At 48.9% G+C, this 16213-nt stretch carries 18 protein-coding genes and 1 riboswitch; all 18 genes read right to left on the minus strand.

All coding sequences use genetic code 11. From position 1 onward, the window contains the following. Window positions 1–59: 59 nt before the first annotated feature. Window positions 60–932 carry an ATP synthase F1 subunit gamma gene (gene atpG / locus P364_RS0124660; RefSeq protein ID WP_024632717.1) on the minus strand — a complete coding sequence of 291 codons (873 nt, stop codon included), beginning with the start codon at window positions 930–932 and terminating at the stop codon, window positions 60–62. 209 nt (window positions 933–1141) lie between these two features. Continuing rightward, entirely contained in the window at window positions 1142–2656 is a 1515-nt protein-coding gene (gene atpA, locus P364_RS0124665; protein WP_024632718.1) for a F0F1 ATP synthase subunit alpha, read from the minus strand. 16 nt (window positions 2657–2672) lie between these two features. Further along, the gene (locus tag P364_RS0124670; protein WP_024632719.1) at window positions 2673–3221 is read right to left on the minus strand and encodes a F0F1 ATP synthase subunit delta; all 549 of its coding nucleotides are present in this window, start codon (window positions 3219–3221) and stop codon (window positions 2673–2675) included. Continuing rightward, window positions 3218–3706 carry a F0F1 ATP synthase subunit B gene (gene atpF, locus P364_RS0124675; protein WP_024632720.1) on the minus strand — a complete coding sequence of 163 codons (489 nt, stop codon included), beginning with the start codon at window positions 3704–3706 and terminating at the stop codon, window positions 3218–3220. The genes P364_RS0124670 and atpF overlap by 4 nt, the downstream gene beginning before the upstream one ends. Before the next feature lie 114 nt (window positions 3707–3820). Continuing rightward, entirely contained in the window at window positions 3821–4045 is a 225-nt protein-coding gene (gene atpE, locus P364_RS0124680; protein ID WP_017691934.1) for a F0F1 ATP synthase subunit C, read from the minus strand. Between the two features lie 78 nt (window positions 4046–4123). Continuing rightward, window positions 4124–4942 (minus strand): F0F1 ATP synthase subunit A, encoded by an 819-nt coding sequence (gene atpB, locus P364_RS0124685; protein WP_024632721.1) that lies wholly within the window; start codon window positions 4940–4942, stop codon window positions 4124–4126. A 45-nt stretch (window positions 4943–4987) separates the two neighbouring features. Continuing rightward, entirely contained in the window at window positions 4988–5365 is a 378-nt protein-coding gene (locus tag P364_RS0124690) for an ATP synthase subunit I (RefSeq protein ID WP_024632722.1), read from the minus strand. Then, a complete protein-coding gene (locus P364_RS0124695; protein WP_024632723.1) occupies window positions 5358–5612 on the minus strand; it encodes an AtpZ/AtpI family protein in 255 nt (84 codons plus the stop codon). The genes P364_RS0124690 and P364_RS0124695 overlap by 8 nt, the downstream gene beginning before the upstream one ends. A gap of 186 nt (window positions 5613–5798) precedes the next feature. Beyond that, window positions 5799–6956, minus strand: coding sequence for a non-hydrolyzing UDP-N-acetylglucosamine 2-epimerase (gene wecB, locus P364_RS0124700; protein WP_024632724.1), 1158 nt, complete (start codon window positions 6954–6956; stop codon window positions 5799–5801). Between the two features lie 38 nt (window positions 6957–6994). After that, window positions 6995–7624, minus strand: coding sequence for a uracil phosphoribosyltransferase (gene upp, locus P364_RS0124705; protein WP_024632725.1), 630 nt, complete (start codon window positions 7622–7624; stop codon window positions 6995–6997). 429 nt (window positions 7625–8053) lie between these two features. Further along, entirely contained in the window at window positions 8054–9301 is a 1248-nt protein-coding gene (gene glyA / locus P364_RS0124710; protein WP_024632726.1) for a serine hydroxymethyltransferase, read from the minus strand. Between the two features lie 44 nt (window positions 9302–9345). Next, on the minus strand, window positions 9346–9939 hold the full coding sequence (locus P364_RS0124715) for a TIGR01440 family protein (protein ID WP_024632727.1): 594 nt from the start codon (window positions 9937–9939) through the stop codon (window positions 9346–9348). A gap of 139 nt (window positions 9940–10078) precedes the next feature. Next, window positions 10079–10160, minus strand: a riboswitch (ZMP/ZTP riboswitch). An 84-nt stretch (window positions 10161–10244) separates the two neighbouring features. Then, window positions 10245–10817, minus strand: a complete 573-nt coding sequence (locus tag P364_RS0124720) for a low molecular weight protein arginine phosphatase (RefSeq protein WP_024632728.1) — start codon at window positions 10815–10817, stop codon at window positions 10245–10247. A gap of 123 nt (window positions 10818–10940) precedes the next feature. Then, the gene (locus P364_RS0124725; protein WP_024632729.1) at window positions 10941–11501 is read right to left on the minus strand and encodes a manganese efflux pump MntP; all 561 of its coding nucleotides are present in this window, start codon (window positions 11499–11501) and stop codon (window positions 10941–10943) included. 170 nt (window positions 11502–11671) lie between these two features. Continuing rightward, on the minus strand, window positions 11672–12865 hold the full coding sequence (locus P364_RS0124730) for an L-threonylcarbamoyladenylate synthase (RefSeq protein ID WP_024632730.1): 1194 nt from the start codon (window positions 12863–12865) through the stop codon (window positions 11672–11674). A gap of 239 nt (window positions 12866–13104) precedes the next feature. Beyond that, window positions 13105–13764: a stage II sporulation protein R gene (spoIIR, locus tag P364_RS0124735; RefSeq protein WP_024632731.1), complete on the minus strand. Its 660-nt coding sequence runs from the start codon at window positions 13762–13764 to the stop codon at window positions 13105–13107. A gap of 275 nt (window positions 13765–14039) precedes the next feature. Then, complete coding sequence (locus tag P364_RS36650) at window positions 14040–15599, minus strand: glycosyl hydrolase family 18 protein (RefSeq protein ID WP_024632732.1); 1560 nt, start codon at window positions 15597–15599, stop codon at window positions 14040–14042. Further along, complete coding sequence (locus tag P364_RS37630) at window positions 15589–15750, minus strand: hypothetical protein (RefSeq protein WP_161634229.1); 162 nt, start codon at window positions 15748–15750, stop codon at window positions 15589–15591. Before P364_RS37630 ends, P364_RS36650 begins: the two co-directional genes overlap by 11 nt. Between the last annotated feature and the right edge of the window lie 463 nt (window positions 15751–16213).

Consider the following 16213-nt stretch of genomic DNA (forward strand, 5'->3'; position numbering starts at 1 on the left):
GAAATAATGTTCCGTTCTCTCTTATCTCTGCACTGCAAGCCTTCATTAATAAAAAACGGTTAGCCTTGTGCTGCGTTGGCACCTGCCACAATTTCCGTAATCTCCTGCGTAATCGCCGCTTGACGGGCACGGTTATACGTCAATGACAAGTCGTTAATGAGTTTGGATGCATTTTTGGTTGCATTACCCATCGCCGTCATTTTCGCTCCCAGCTCACTCGCCTTACCGTTCAGAAGTGCACCATAGATCAGCGTTTCCGCATAACGAGGTAGCAAAACTTCCAGTACAGCTTCTGCTGAAGGCTCATATTCGTAGCTTGCCGTCGGTCCTTCCGCAGCAGTTACCTCAGGTGTCTCCATCGGAAGAAGGCGCTCTACCGTAGGAATCTGGGTCAACGCATTCACAAAGCGGTTATAACAAATGTACAACTCATCAAATTTAGCCAGCTCAAACCCTTGAACAGCCTCGTGTGCAATGGATTTGATATCTGCAAATGCTGGTGAATCGGATAGATCCGTTGTAACGGATGCCATCGCAATTTCGCGCCGTCTGAAATAATCGCGTCCTTTACGCCCAATGACGAATAATTCGTAGTCATCCTGAGAATTGTGGCGCTCTTTGAGCGTCAGATTGACCTGACGCAAAACGTTGGCATTGTATCCGCCCGCAAGGCCGCGGTCCGATGTAATGATCAGATACGCTGTCTTTTTAACCGGACGGCTCTCCAGCATCGGATGCTGAATACCTTGCGTGCTTGAAGCAATACTAGCCACAACTTCTTTCAGTTTCTCCGAATAAGGACGGGCTGCCTCAGCTTTCTCCTGCGCTTTACGCAGTTTAGCGGCAGCTACCATCTCCATTGCTTTGGTGATCTGCTTGGTGCTTTGTACGCTTTTAATTTGCCGCTTTATTTCGCGCATGCCTTTTGCCATGATTTCACCACCTCAAAACTTTGACAACGTCAAAGTTACTTCGTAAGCATTCACTAGTTTTGACGAAGTCAAAACTACATCGTAAGCACAACCCTACTTTGACAACGTCAAAGTTACTTCGTAAGCCTATCAAAACTTGGACAGCGTCAAAGTTTTGCATGCAGACATGCGGAATCGGTTAGACAACTCCGCAGCTGCATATCATCTATTTAGACGGAGACAGCAAAGCTCTTTCTGAACTTCTCGATAGCACCCTTCAGCGCATTCTCATTGTCTGCAGTCAATTCTTTGGTATCACGGATGGATTGAAGAATCTCAGGATGGCTGCTCTCCATGAACGCGAGGAATTCGTGCTCAAAACGAGTCACATCACCTGTAGGAATTTCATCCAGGAATCCTTTAACCGCTGTGTACAAGCTGACTACCTGTTGTTCTACAGGCAGAGGCTGGTTTACACCCTGCTTCAGGATTTCCATCATACGAGCACCACGATTCAGGCGGGCCTGAGTCGCTTTGTCCAGATCGGAACCGAACTGGGAGAACGCTTGAAGCTCACGATATTGAGCGAGGTCGAGACGCAGGGAACCTGCAACCTTTTTCATCGCTTTGATCTGAGCAGAACCACCAACCCGGGATACGGAAATACCTACGTTGATCGCAGGACGTTGTCCAGCATTGAACAGGTCAGCTTCAAGGAAGATTTGTCCGTCCGTGATGGAGATTACGTTCGTCGGGATGTATGCAGATACGTCGGAAGCTTGTGTTTCAATAAACGGCAGTGCGGTTAAAGAACCACCACCAAGTTCATCATTCAGCTTCGCAGCACGCTCCAGCAAACGGGAGTGCAGATAGAAAACGTCACCTGGGTATGCTTCACGGCCCGGAGGACGACGAAGCAGCAAGGAGAGCTCACGGTATGCGGAAGCTTGTTTGGTCAAGTCATCATAAATGACCAGAACGTGCTCACCTTTGTACATAAAGTACTCACCCATCGAACAACCAGAATACGGTGCGATGTACAAGAGCGGTGATGGGTCGGATGCTGCCGCAGTTACAACAATCGTGTACTCCATAGCGCCTTTACGACGAAGAGTTTCCACAACTTGTGCAACTGTAGATTGTTTTTGTCCGATAGCAACATAGATACATTTCATGCCGCTGCCTTTTTGGTTCAGGATGGCATCAATCGCGATCGATGTTTTACCTGTTTGACGGTCACCGATAATCAACTCACGTTGTCCACGACCGATTGGAACCATGGCATCAATCGCTTTGATTCCTGTTTGCATCGGCTCATGAACCGATTTACGATCCATTACGCCTGGTGCTTTACCTTCAACCGGACGGAATTCCGTTGTTGCGATTGGCCCTTTGCCATCCACTGGAATACCGAGCGGATTAACAACGCGTCCAATCAATGCTTCGCCAACCGGCACTTGCATGATTTGACCGGTACGTTTTACTTGGTCGCCTTCACGAATATCATAGTAAGGTCCCAGGATAACGACACCGACATTGCTCTCTTCCACGTTCATGGCGAGTCCCATAACACCGCTTGGGAATTCAACCAACTCATTGGACATAACGTTCTCAAGTCCGTATACACGAGCGATACCGTCACCGACTTCAATAACCGTCCCGACTTCGACTACATCGATATCGGTCTTGTATTGTTCGATTTGGCTCTTAATTAATGTACTGATTTCTTCTGGTTTGATACTCAAGTGTCCTCACCCCAATCTACTGTACTCGTCTGTTAAAAGACTGCTCAAGACGTTCGAGCTTGCCAGCCAAGCTGCCGTCATAGATCGTATCGCCAATGGCGACCTTCAATCCGCCCAGCAGAGTCGGATCAACAATATTCTCGATACGAATCTTTTTATTCACACGGCCACCGAATTCACGGGCTACCGCTTCTTTTTCTTCATCATTCAATGCATAAGTCGAGTAGACGCGCGCATCAGCTATGCCGAGCGACTCGCCTTGGATCTTCAGATAATCATTCAGCAAAGCTTCCAGCAATTCAACGCGTCCGCGCTCAATCAACAGCAGAACGGTGCGAAGGACAGACTCGGATACCTTGCCATCAAGGCTTGAATGAAGCACATTCTGCTTGGCTTCGTCTGAGATGTTGGGTGATACGATGAACTTCTCGATCTCGACATCCCCAGTCAATGCACTAACAACCGCACGCAGTTCCTGTTCAACTTCAAGTACCTGCTGTTGCTGAAGAGCAACTTCGAACAATGCTTTCGCATAACGCTTGGCAACAATCGTATCGCGGCTCATTGTCGGCCTCCTACCTCATTGAGGTATTGGTTCACAAGTTCCTCTTGTGCTGGACCGTTCTCAACTTCTTTTTTGATCAATTTGGAAGCGATTTGAACGGAAGCTGTACCCAGTTCGCTGCGAAGCGCTGCGACCGCTTTGTTCTTCTCACTCTCGATCTCACGTACAGCATCGTCTTTGAGACGATTAGCTTCTGCTTTCGCATCAGCCAGGATCGATTCGGCTTGTTTGCCGCCCGTTTGTTTGGACTGTTCAATAATGTCGTAAGCATCTTTGCGCGCTTGCTCCAGAGCTTGTTTTTGTTCCTCCACATAGGCAATGGCCTGTTCCCGAGTCTGAGCAGCCTCATTCATCTGCGTCATCACGAGTTCACGACGTTTTTCCATAATGGAGAACAATGGCCCGAAAGCATAACGGCTAAGCAGCCAATATAAAATTGCAAATGCAATAATCGCAAGAAGCGTATTTTCCCATACGAAACTCAATCTGTTCACTCCTTCCTGGAGGTATCCTTGAAACGTCATCCGTTAGAACGGACATTACCTAAAAAGAAGGCGCGGATGGCTATGGCCTTCCCCGCCAAACCTGTATCGATTTAATTAAGCCATACCGTAGAACATGAACGCCAATACCACACCGATGATCGGCAATACCTCGATCAGACCTACACCGATAAACATTGTTGTTTGAAGAGTGGATTTTGCTTCCGGTTGACGGGCAATCCCTTCCACCGTTTTGCTGATTACCATACCGTTACCAATACCTGCGCCAAACGCGCCCAGTCCTGCAACAATTGCTGCTGCGATTAATGCCATTGCTCCCATTTGTATATCCTCCTTAAAATGTTAAATCGAATTTTTTATTGTTCAGCCTGGTGAAGAAATCTTCGTAGGGCTTGAAACTTAATGTTCGTCATGCGTCTCGATGCTTTGTGAAATGTACACCATCATCAAGATTACAAAAACAAATGCCTGGATTGCGCCGATAAAGATACTAAAGCCCTGCCACACCATAAGCAACGGAATCGCTGCAATGGCACCAAACACTTTGAATGTGGTCAGCTTCAGGATCGTTGTAATCAGTACCTCGCCCGCGAAAATATTCGCGAACAAACGCATTCCGTGTGTTAGCAGCTTGGATGCCGTCTCAATCAGGTTGATCGGCAAGAACAAGGCGAACGGTTTAAGATAATGTTGCAGATATCCTCTTGTGTTACGGAACAATCCCAGTCCATGAGACACCAGGAATGCTACAAGTGCCAATCCCATCGTTACAGACAAGTCAGCTGTCGGTGATTTCCACCAGGCCAGCTCAACGTGCGGGTGTGCTTCAGGGTCCTTGGCATGCGCTTCTTCAAACGCGTCCACTGCCGTAACAATCGGTTGACCAAACACCTGCGCATGTTCTGCGCTATCCACCGCGGTTACCGCCTGAAACGGAAGGCCGAGCATGTTGCCTACAAAAATGAACATAATCATGGAAAGAGCGAGAGAGATAAAATGTTTCCCTTTCTTCATGTCCATCGTGCTGGAAATCAGATTGCGGACGAATTCTACTGCCCACTCCATAAAATTTTGCAGCTTGCCGGGATTTTCAACGGATAATCTCCGTGTTGCCAGTACAGCAAAAATAAAAACAAGTGCACCTGTTACAACCAGCATCAACAGAACCGATAGATCCAGTCGAAATCCGCCAAGCATAATAATTGGAGCTTCATGCATATTTTTCTCACCCCTTTCTCGACTTGAAAGCTGCAGCACCTAACATCATTCTGCTTTGCGGGAATAGACGATCCCTATAATCAGTAAGGAAAATTGTGCAAGGACCAGACCGCCTGCAACCGCATATGTATTGAAGTACTGCGGAAAGCGCATCGATATGAAGATACCGAGCACTGCGAGTGCCGCTCTTGTCAAAAATCCCAGGTTCACACGCTTCAAGTTACCTTCTGCCGCATCATCCGACATTTTCCTTACTTTGTAGCCCAGGTAAAATGCATTGATCCAACTAATTCCTGTACCCAGGGCCAGTCCCAAAGCAATTGTCTCCACACGTGGCATAAAGGCCGCAGCGAGAAAACAAATCATAAGAAAGTACATGATGAAAACAGTCATCATTCTGCGGTATCTGGTTAGTTCACTCATCACTTTCCCCCATGAATTTTTTCGCGATAAAGTAGATGCTTACACCGCCCGCCGCCAAGAAAAAGAGAACGCTTACGGCGATCCATATTCCGTTACCTCCGATGGTCTTGTCCAACCAGGAGCCAGCGTAATATCCGGCAACAGCGAGAATGGCAATCTCGATTCCAAAAGCTGTCACGAGCCCCATTGCCTTCCACACATTATCATCATGGTTACGGGATGAATTTGGTTTGTTCGAATCGGCCATTTTCCACGCCACCCTTGCAATCCCAGTTAATTTTACTGAATGATGAGAGCCTTTGTCAATTGAATGATTTTAGTGTTTTAAAGGGGAAAACGACGGGATTACAGGCCCCCAGAGCCCATAAACCCGCGTAAACCGTACAGTTTAACTGTATGCTGTACCCTTTATAAATCCGTCAGAAAAAATGAATTATTTTTTGAATTTTCTGTGAAATGATTCCGGACGTTCACTATTCACACCAAAATGATGCAAAATCGCATTGACAATTCTTTCCGAAGCATGTCCATCACCATAAGGATTGGCAGCTTGACTCATGCTTGCATACAGTGTTTCGTCTGTAAGCAGAGCTCTGGTCCGCTCATATACACGTTCCTCTTCGGTACCCACCAGCTCCAGTGTTCCAGCCTCGATTCCCTCCGGACGCTCCGTTGTATCCCGCAGGACGAGAACAGGCACACCAAACGAAGGTGCTTCTTCCTGCAAACCGCCTGAATCTGTCAGAATCAAGTGCGTATGCGGGTAAAAGTTATGCAAATCCACCACGTCTAGTGGATCAATAAGTTGAATACGGGGGTGATTCCCCAAAATCGCGTGAGCCGGCTCCTTCACAGCAGGACTTGGATGCACCGGGTACACGATGGCAATATCCTCAAACTCGTCGGCAATCCGTTTGACAGCCTGGAAAATGTTACGGTGAGGCTCGCCTTGGGATTCACGGCGGTGAGCTGTCATCAACACAAGACGCTTGCCCTGTGCCCAATCGAGTACCGGATGTGTGTAATCCTGCCGTACTGTATATTGAAACACATCTGTTACCGTATTGCCTGTGACATACGTACTAGACTCCGGTTTATTTTCTTTGGCAAGGTTGGAAGACGACCAGTCCGTAGGCGCAAAATGCAAATCAGCAAGCACCCCGGTTAACTGACGGTTCATTTCTTCCGGGTATGGAGAGAGCTTGTTCCACGTCCGGAGGCCCGCTTCCACATGCCCCACCTGGATCTGTTGCAGGAACGCAGCATAGCTGGCTACAAACGTTGTCAGCGTATCCCCGTGAACCAATACGATATCCGGCTTTGCTTCACGCAAAACCGGCTCCAGACCTCCCAGCACACGAATCGTAATTTCATTCAGCGTCTGGCGGTCTTTCATCACATCGAGATCGTAGTCCGGATGAATATCGAATACCTCAAGAACCTGATCCAGCATCTGACGATGCTGTGCAGTAACGCAAACGATCGATTCAATAGATTCGGGATGTTTCTGCAGTTCCAAAATAAGCGGAGCCATCTTGATGGCTTCCGGGCGTACCCCGAATATCGTCATGACTTTAATTTTCTTGGACATTGAAGCAAAGCCCCTTTTCTATTCAGCATGCAATATGCTTATTTAGTGCCGTACAGACGGTCTCCTGCATCTCCCAGTCCGGGAACGATATAGCCGTGATCATCCAGACGATCATCCAGCGCAGCGACGTAGATGTCTACATCCGGATGAGCTTCCTGAACGGCTTTTACTCCTTCAGGAGCTGCAACCAGATTCATCATTTTGATTTGTGTGCAGCCGCGTTTTTTGAGCACGTCAATAGCAGCAATGGCAGAACCACCCGTTGCCAGCATCGGATCGATGACAATCAGTTGACGCTCAGTTACGTCTGTAGGCAGCTTAGTGTAATATTCTACCGGTTGCAGTGTTTCCGGGTCACGGAACAGACCAACATGTCCAACTTTTGCAGCTGGCAACAATTTTACAACACCATCCAGCATGCCGAGTCCTGCGCGCAGAATTGGTACCAGTCCGAGCATACGTCCAGAAATAACTTTACCTTGTGTTGCAGCTACAGGAGTCTGTACATCGATCGTCTCCAGCTCAACGTCTCTTGTAATCTCGTAAGCCATCAACGTTGCTACTTCATCCACCAATTCACGAAAATCTTTCGTATTCGTACGCATATCGCGTATAAACGTCAGTTTGTGTTGAATCAAAGGGTGATCACATATTACTAATTTTCCCATCTAATTTGTCCCTCCGGTATGTTCTTCATGTTCAGCATTACCAAATATGCCTAATCATCATTCATAGGCCCCGATAAATCCTGTATATTATATCATCACCCACACCGAATTACACCATCAAAGGGCACCTAATCATTACAGAAAACCGAATCCTACAAAAATAGGACCGGAAAAATGAGTCTTCCGGTCCTGTTTGCTCGTGATGTTATGTCGTTGAGATGATCAAATGCATGTAAACACAGCGATGCTCCGCAAACAGAATGACCCTTCGATCGCTGTTATCCCCGGATTTTTTTGGACCCCCTTATTAAGGGGAAAATCCGGGGATAAAGGCGAACGCTACGCTTCTCCGTCTTCATTCTGTCTGCTCCGTCTGAGTGGTGTTTACATTAAGAACACCTCAAATACAAGCAGCACGTGCAAGTTTTTTTAGTATTTAAGGTCAGTGTAGAGTGGGAATTGGTCTGTCAGTGCAGTCACTTCCGCACGGGCTTCGTCCAATTTCGCTGCATCTTTAGGGTTTTTCAATGTTTTGGCAATAATCTTACCAATTGCCACCATCGCTTCTTCGTTCATACCACGGGAAGTCGCCGCAGGTGTACCGATCCGGATACCACTTGTTACAAACGGGCTGGTCGGATCAAACGGAATGGCATTTTTGTTCACGGTAATACCGATGGAATCAAGTACATGCTCAGCTTCCTTACCTGTGATATTCACGCTGCGTGTGTCGATCAGCATCAAGTGGTTGTCTGTACCACCGGATACGATGTTCAATCCTTCAGCAATCAACGTTTCAGCCAGCACCTGTGCATTTTTCACCACATTTTGTGCATATGTTTTGAACGAAGGTTGCAGTGCTTCACCGAAGGCTACCGCTTTGGAAGCAATCACGTGCATCAGAGGTCCGCCTTGGGAACCCGGGAATACCGCTTTATCAATCGCTGCTGCCCATGCTTTGCGGCACAGAATCATACCACCACGAGGTCCACGCAGCGTTTTGTGTGTTGTTGTTGTTACGAAATGCGCATGTGGAACCGGGCTTGGATGCAATCCGGCAGCTACCAGTCCTGCAATATGAGCCATATCCACCATAAACAAAGCCCCTACATCATTGGCGATGGAAGCAAGCTTTTCAAAATCAATGATACGCGGATATGCACTTGCACCTGCAACGATCATGCGAGGACGATGTTTGAATGCGGCTTTGCGCACTTCATCGTAATCAATCAGGAACGTATCTTCTTGTACACCATAAGCCACGAAATTGTACAGCAAGCCGGAAGCATTAACCGGGCTACCATGTGTGAGGTGTCCGCCATGCGCAAGGTTCATGCCCAGTACAGTGTCACCTGGTTTCAAAGCCGCGAGATATACTGCCATGTTCGCTTGTGCACCGGAGTGAGGTTGAACATTGACATGTTCTGCTCCAAACAGTTCTTTGGCACGGTCACGTGCAATGTCCTCAACGATATCGACATGTTCACAACCACCGTAGTAACGTTTGCCTGGATAGCCTTCAGCGTATTTGTTCGTAAGTACAGATCCAAGTGCCTCGATAACTGCTTCGCTTACGATGTTCTCGGATGCGATCAGCTCGATGTTGTTCTGTTGACGTTTCAGTTCAAGATTCATCGCTTCCAGTACTGCCGGGTCATTCTTGCGCAATTGTTCCATGATTAAATTCCTCCCAGTTTATAAGTGAATTGGTTGAATAAAAATTAGTCACAAAATGTCGAATCCGGTTGCTCTTCCATGCGATACACTGCGCGCTCGCCACCAATCAACTTGGGACGGGTCAACGCTGTAGTTACACGGGCATCACCAATGTAGCGGAGGGCTGTACGGAAAGGTACTGCCACATGCCGCAAGTGCATGCCAATCATCGTCTCGCCAATATCCAGTCCCGCATGGGCCTGCACATGTTCAGCCAAGCATGGATCGGTCAGCGAGCGATATGCTGCGGATGCCATGGAACCACCTGCTTTGGGCACAGGTACTGCACCCACTTCAGTCAATCCAAGTCGTGTAAGCAGAGAACGCTCCATAACCAGTGCGCGGTTCAGATGCTCACAGCATTGGAATACAACTTCAAAACCGAACTCCTGCTGCACCTCGCGTATACCCGCAAGAAGCTGCTGCGCCACTTCAACTGCACCGCTTGTACCAATCCGTTTGCCTGCGACTTCACTTGTACTTGTACCGATCACAACAATCTGTCCAGGTCCAAGCTGGCCGGCAAGCGCCAGTTCACGCAGTATGGATGCAGTCTGTTCATGCAATCCGGGTTGTTCCGAATCTAATTCAATAGTCATCCTATCGCCTCCCGATAAAATCATGCCCGGCTTCCTCTTGGCTGCCTTTCGTATTCTTGCATGGCATTTCAGGTACTATTATAGCGAATAATCAGATGAAAGACGAAAAAAAGAGCAGTCTGCGGGTAACGCAGAATTGCTCTTTTGCCCAGGCGACCGGCCGTTTGTTCCGGTGCTCCATTGTGGTTGTGCCCACTTCGTCGCCAGTTACACCGGATCCCTGTTTTCCCATTCATCATAAAACAACCTGCGTTTAAAATCAACGACTAATTTACATCCCATGTCCGTTTTAATAAGGCTTCCAATTACTCCAACTTGTCCAAAAGTCTGTCGAGCGCGGTCCGAATCTCTGCCGCGGCAATGTTGTAATCGTCGCGACTGCCGCCAAACGGGTCCGAAATGTCAAAGCTCGGAATGCGCTGCCTAATCTCGATCGCCCGCTCACGTTCAGATGCCAAAATCTCCTGACCGAGCGCACGTTTCATCTCCAATGTCGCGAACAGGCCGTCCAATTCCTGAAGATCATTCAGGACTTGCTCGTCATTTTCCACGTATTCTTTCAAAGTATATGTCTTGTGAACCGAGTCAGGAAAAACCTGTATGACATGCTGTTTATGACTGCGTGTCAATGTGAGAATCAGATCGGCCCAGCCAACCAGGTTCGCGCTAAGAAGCGTCGAATGAGGTGGTCCCTCCACGTTGTGATCCCTTAATACGGCCTCCGCATGACGGGAAATCGGCATGCCCGTTGTTGCGGCTACACCTGCGGAACGAACGTCCACTTGAATGCCCCGCTCAGACGCCAGTTTACGTAAAAGTCCCTCCGCCATGGGGCTGCGGCAAGTATTCCCTGTACATACAAACAAAATATGTTTCATTGTGGTTAGCCTCCCCATTTTGCAAATGTTGTCGAATCATGTTGAAACTCCATCTGATCCAATGAACCTCATACCTATATATTGAAGACTGCACTAGGCTGTAATTATAGTTAACGTTATATTTTAAAATATAAACAAAAGTCCGAAAGCGAGCAAGATTGCTCCGCCGACCGCTTCTCCATAATCCCCCATGTTCTGGCTCACACGCCGTCCCAACAGCAGACCCATAACGGACATTAATCCACCGCATACGCCAAAAGCCAGCACTGTTAACACCAAATCACTGCTGAACATGCCGAGCGAGACTCCAACGGAGAACGAATCTACACTGACACTCAGAGAGAATAGAATCACACCGAGCAGAGAGCGATGATCCACCAGTTTGGTGTCTCCCTCCCGGAAAGCGTTCAAAATCATATGGGCACCGAGCAGGACCAGCAAACCGCCAGCTGCATACGTCGTAATGTCACCAAGCAGGGAACTGACGTATTTGCCCGTATACATGCCGATGAGCGGCATGATGATGTGAAACAGGGCCGTTACGGTACTGATTCGCAATACGTCTCTCAGACGAATGCCCTTCATGCCAATCCCGATGCCGAGTGAGAACGCGTCGAGTCCGAGTGCGACTGCCATGATCAAAATGGTTACCAACTGCCCTACATGGGCAGACACATCCCACATCCCCATACCCCCAAGTCACGTAAAGGTTCTTGTACACCATATGCGGACAAGGACCTAAACATGACCTGAGGAGATTTTTTGCATTCCTGGCATTCAAAAAAAGAGATTGCTGGTCGTGGTGTGTAGAGGGAGAAGAAAATAAATGCCTGACGAAGCCGTGGAAAAGGGGGCTATCGGTTACCGACCTGTATGAGTCGGTGACCTGCCGCCTTGAGCAGCCGGTTCATGACGGCTGCTCCCAGCCCTTCGCGTGAGCAGGCTTCAGCCACAATATATGTGGCTCCCTGCTCATCGCAGCTGCGCAGCGCGGCGTACAGCCGGCGCGCTGCTTCCTCCAGCTCGCTGGCTTCGCCCAGCGAGAGCACGGCATCGGCGCGGTACTGCTCCGCGTGCTCGGCGAACGCCAGCACTGCGGTGCGCTCCCCGCGCTGCGCCGCCTCTGCGAGAGCGGCGCTGATCCAGGCCGCCACCGCTGCGGGCGGTCCCTCCACCACGCACAGCGCACCTGTGGGCGCGTAGTGCGTGTACTTCATGCCCGGCGAGCGCGGCGCCGGGCTGTCATCGCCACCGGGCCCCTCGGCGAGCAGCGCCGGGTCCGTGGCGACACGGGCGGCAACGGCGGACAGCTGTTCCGCCGTAATGCCGCCAGGGCGCAGGATGGTGACGGTACCGTCGTCACCGACCTGCACCACCGTGGACTCGACGCCCACCCCGGTGGGGCCGCCGTCCACGATGCCGCCGATGCGGCCTGCCAGATCCTCGCTCACATGCGCGGCGAGTGTCGGGCTTGGCCGCCCGGAGCGGTTGGCGCTCGGCGCGGCGACTGGGCATTCCGCCGCCGCGATCAACTGCAAGGCCACCGGATGATCCGGCATACGCACGGCCACCGTATCCAAACCGGCGGTAACCCGCGGGGATACCGCCCCTGGCCTAACCGGCAGCACAAGCGTAAGCGGCCCCGGCCAGAAGGCCGCCATGAGGGCCTCCGCTGTGCCATTCACTTCCGTGACCAGTGAATCCAGCTGGTCACGCTGTGCAATATGCACAATCAGCGGATTGTCTGAAGGCCGCCCCTTGGCCGCAAATACAGCCTCCACCGCTGCTGTGCTGCGAGCGTCTGCGCCCAGACCGTATACCGTCTCGGTCGGGAAGGCTACGGTCTGCCCTTGACGAAGACAGGCTGCGGCATCCTGCAAGTCAGCGAGGGCCTGTTTATATGCACTTCCTTTGGCCGCATCTTCCGTGTTCTCCTTGGTTACCAGTACATTGACGTCCCACATGGTCGTAACCATACTCTCTATACTTCCATCTTTCTCCATGTCATTCATGAAAGACTGATGCAATTGTTCGTTCTCTCTAGTCATATATCCATCATTCCTAAACTTCAGTAGGGTAGTTAATGCAAGAAAACGCGCTTGCGCGCTGCCTTCTTCGCTTAAATTGCTGATTCCTGTAATTATAACATATCTGCTCTGTCCGAGGATGGAGTCAGAATTCTATCTTGCGATTAACATCAAGTGGTTTTTGACTCGAACCATAATAAAGCAAAAGGGCACTTCCCTGAATCGAAGCCCCCCTGATAAAGCCTATGTCTAGCAGCATGTTATGCAAACAATCCCGTTACCCAGTCCCACAATTTGACCGCCATATCCCACAGGAAGAAACGCGCTTCCGGTGTAGCTGCCTGTACAGATGCTTGTGCATCCCCAGGCTCTGCGGCAGCTGCAGATGCTGTTGCAGGCTTTGCAAGTGCATCACCTGTGCCTGCATCTATGAAGCATAACGGTGGAAACAGCACACACCACCAGTTTTGTCCTCCACCTTTACCCAGTGTTATCCGTACCGCTTCGTAATCTCCAGCAGGATATACGGTACCCCCATATAATTTGGTTGGAAACGGAACAACCCCGAGTTCCACCTGATACGAATAGGTTAAGCCACGATTGGCAAGCTCTTCTCCCACACGATCCTCGATTTCAGATAAATGCTGACGAATGACCCCACGTGCTTCATCCAGGCTTTGCGGATTCTCCAGTTCAGTTACCCACTCACCCATCTGAGCAACGACCGCGTCACGAATCTCGCGTTTGACCAGCTGATCCCCCGCTGCATCCGAGTTTGCGAGAATACGCAAGCGAATGGATTGTTCCGGAATTGCTGTGGCCGCCACAGCTGCATCGGTTTTCTGACCTTCCCACATCATTATGATCATCATAAGACATACAATAATAAGTCCAATTTGTTTCACGATTCTTCTGCTCATTCCGTTCTCCCCCTCGGCCCCTGTAACTCTCTCATGTCTATCAGTATGCCCGGAAGAGACAGAAGTAAACCTGCTAGATTACAAATCTACTAAAATTTAAATAGGATGGACAGACTTAAAACGAAAGGACCGTTAGCACACCTTATGTCTGACGAAAATCAAAGAAGCGCCTGCCCATGGAACACTTGTCGGCTGGCACTTCCTTGATCCATCTCAATTCTAGCCTACCCTCTTGTTATCAACTTGGCTTGCTGCATGGAGCTCTTGCTTCTCAGTTACTTATTCACCCGAAAAGCTTCCCATGCCCCGCCAACCGAATTGCGGCTCGCTACAAGCTTACCTTCATTATTCAGATCACAGGTCACATACAAGTTATTGGCGAGGGCTTGCAATGCGATTGTTCCATCACCCAAATCCACACGATTGAACTTCTCCCATTGCTGAATGGTTGTGGCTTTGGCGATCAGAGCACCACCCACGTTAACATCTGCTGTGACATATTTATTATTGATTTTGGACTTGAGGGACACCGTTCCATCGGAGTTCGTGATCCATTCAAAAAGCTCCCAGTCTCCTGCCGTTGTCCGATTGGCGACAAGCTGGTCATTGCCCTGATTCTCGGCAGAGACAATTTGCTGATTCGCTTGTGCAACCAAATACGCGTACCCGCTTGGATTTGGCGGCTGCACCGAACCACCACCTGTAACCTCTGAATATACGGCCTGAAGCAGCGCACCAGATCGGTCATTGCTGTACTCCCAGAACATGATACCACCCAGATTGCTGTTTTTCACATATTGTACCTTCAGGCTAAGCGATTGCGGGTCGTCATAGGAGATAAAGGTATTCCCATTAAACAGATATGGGGCTTGGGCACTGCTGTCCCAATACCGTGTATATCCGTTTTTATTCAAATATTGGCTGACAATGGTGTTGTAATCAGGTTCAAATCCACCGGAACCAGGCCTGTCCAGACCATTATTCGAATTCTGCACACCGGTCCAGGCCCGGCCGTAAAAGGCTCCGCCAATGACCAGCTTGTTCGCGGGAACACCGCTGTTTCTGAACAGATTGACCGCAGACGTTACACTAATATCTCTACCGGACAAGTTCGTATGATGACCTGTCGTTGCGTCCCAGGTTCCATGAAAATCGTAAGTCATCAGATTAATCCAGTCCAGCAATGGCGTGATATTATTGATTTCCACACCGTTCAGATAACTGCTGCTCGCTCCGGCGGCAATGGTCAGCAGATATTGCTTTCCATTAATTTGTCCTTGAGCATTCAGCTTCTCACGAACCTTCGAGAGCAGTTGTGTGAAATTTTGTTTATCTTGTGGTCTTGCAGTTGTACCGGCAGCAGGGTTAGTAGGATATTCCCAATCCAGATCGACGCCATCCAGATTATTGGAGGTTACCAGTTGCACAATACTGTCGGCAAACGTTGTACGTGAGGCATCTGTTAGCGCGGCGTCAGAGAAACCGTTAGCTCCCCAGCCACCGACAGACAATAACACCTTCAGATCAGGGTTTCTGGATTTTAATCCAACCATGAGCTGCAGTTTGGTACGATCTGTATTGGTAATCGTCGCTTTGCCGTTGGAGATTAGCGCGAAGGAGTAATTGATATGAGAGAGCTGCTCTGCCTTGATATCATTCGCGGTCCAATTGGCCCACCCCGCCACATAAGCAATGATTTTCTTCGGGAGTGGAGCAGCCCCTGCCTTCTTGGCAGGACCAATGACAATCGTTGAAGCTATTAATGCAAAAGATAAAAACAAGAGCATGAACACTTTTATGATCGATGGGGCCTTACCAACTCGATTAATATTCATTTTCGAACGCTCCTTCGGGGTTTAAATTTTTATATTCAGCAGCGTGGCCTATGACTGTATCCCACTTCACAGGAGGGCCGCGCCCTGCAATTCTCACCTCTTCCTTCATCAACGCCGCTGTGCTTCCATACCTGTACGTGTTAACGCACATAGCTTCTCATCCTTTCTGCTTCAAATCAGAGAGAACCAAAACGTAAGTAAGCGTTTACATTTAGATTGAAATCGATTTCAATTTTGAAGAATAAAAGAGCCATCGGATGTTCTACACAGAACCAATAGATTTTGTAGAATAGCAAACAAGCTATGATAAGACTGAATTATTGATTGTTGAACATTGACCTGGGAGGTGTAAGGAATATAGGAATCTCCAGTTAAGCTGACTTATTCTGATGATTTAGGGAAGAGTACACCACGAATGACGAATACATTCGACTTAGCATGACTGAGTGCTGGGTGGGGGAGTTGTTTGATACCCATAGTTAACGTATTTATTACTGTCTGTCGTACAGGGTTAAGGGTCTGTTAAAATACGTTTTAAATCTAGTTAAAATTAGGATAATATAGAATTGAAATATTTGTCAATAAAAATTAAATTTGGTATTCATATAAAATTC

Origin of the sequence: Paenibacillus sp. MAEPY2, assembly GCF_000499205.1 — a bacterium.
Taxonomy (GTDB): Bacteria; Bacillota; Bacilli; order Paenibacillales; family Paenibacillaceae; genus Paenibacillus; species Paenibacillus vandeheii.

Excerpts from the sequence above, each read along its gene's own strand:
- P364_RS0124730 (WP_024632730.1), bottom strand. The coding sequence starts at position 12,865 with ATGACTAGAGAGAACGAACAATTGCATCAGTCTTTCATGAATGACATG.
- P364_RS0124670 (WP_024632719.1), bottom strand. The coding sequence starts at position 3,221 with ATGAGCCGCGATACGATTGTTGCCAAGCGTTATGCGAAAGCATTGTTC.
- upp (WP_024632725.1), bottom strand. The coding sequence starts at position 7,624 with ATGGGAAAATTAGTAATATGTGATCACCCTTTGATTCAACACAAACTG.
- wecB (WP_024632724.1), bottom strand. The coding sequence starts at position 6,956 with ATGTCCAAGAAAATTAAAGTCATGACGATATTCGGGGTACGCCCGGAA.
- P364_RS36650 (WP_024632732.1), bottom strand. The coding sequence starts at position 15,599 with ATGAATATTAATCGAGTTGGTAAGGCCCCATCGATCATAAAAGTGTTC.
- P364_RS37630 (WP_161634229.1), bottom strand. The coding sequence starts at position 15,750 with ATGTGCGTTAACACGTACAGGTATGGAAGCACAGCGGCGTTGATGAAG.
- P364_RS0124695 (WP_024632723.1), bottom strand. The coding sequence starts at position 5,612 with ATGGCCGATTCGAACAAACCAAATTCATCCCGTAACCATGATGATAAT.
- P364_RS0124725 (WP_024632729.1), bottom strand. The coding sequence starts at position 11,501 with ATGTGGGATGTGTCTGCCCATGTAGGGCAGTTGGTAACCATTTTGATC.
- glyA (WP_024632726.1), bottom strand. The coding sequence starts at position 9,301 with ATGGAACAATTGCGCAAGAATGACCCGGCAGTACTGGAAGCGATGAAT.
- atpE (WP_017691934.1), bottom strand. The coding sequence starts at position 4,045 with ATGGGAGCAATGGCATTAATCGCAGCAGCAATTGTTGCAGGACTGGGC.
- P364_RS0124720 (WP_024632728.1), bottom strand. The coding sequence starts at position 10,817 with ATGAAACATATTTTGTTTGTATGTACAGGGAATACTTGCCGCAGCCCC.
- P364_RS0124715 (WP_024632727.1), bottom strand. The coding sequence starts at position 9,939 with ATGACTATTGAATTAGATTCGGAACAACCCGGATTGCATGAACAGACT.
- atpB (WP_024632721.1), bottom strand. The coding sequence starts at position 4,942 with ATGCATGAAGCTCCAATTATTATGCTTGGCGGATTTCGACTGGATCTA.
- P364_RS0124690 (WP_024632722.1), bottom strand. The coding sequence starts at position 5,365 with ATGAGTGAACTAACCAGATACCGCAGAATGATGACTGTTTTCATCATG.
- spoIIR (WP_024632731.1), bottom strand. The coding sequence starts at position 13,764 with ATGAGCAGAAGAATCGTGAAACAAATTGGACTTATTATTGTATGTCTT.
- atpG (WP_024632717.1), bottom strand. The coding sequence starts at position 932 with ATGGCAAAAGGCATGCGCGAAATAAAGCGGCAAATTAAAAGCGTACAA.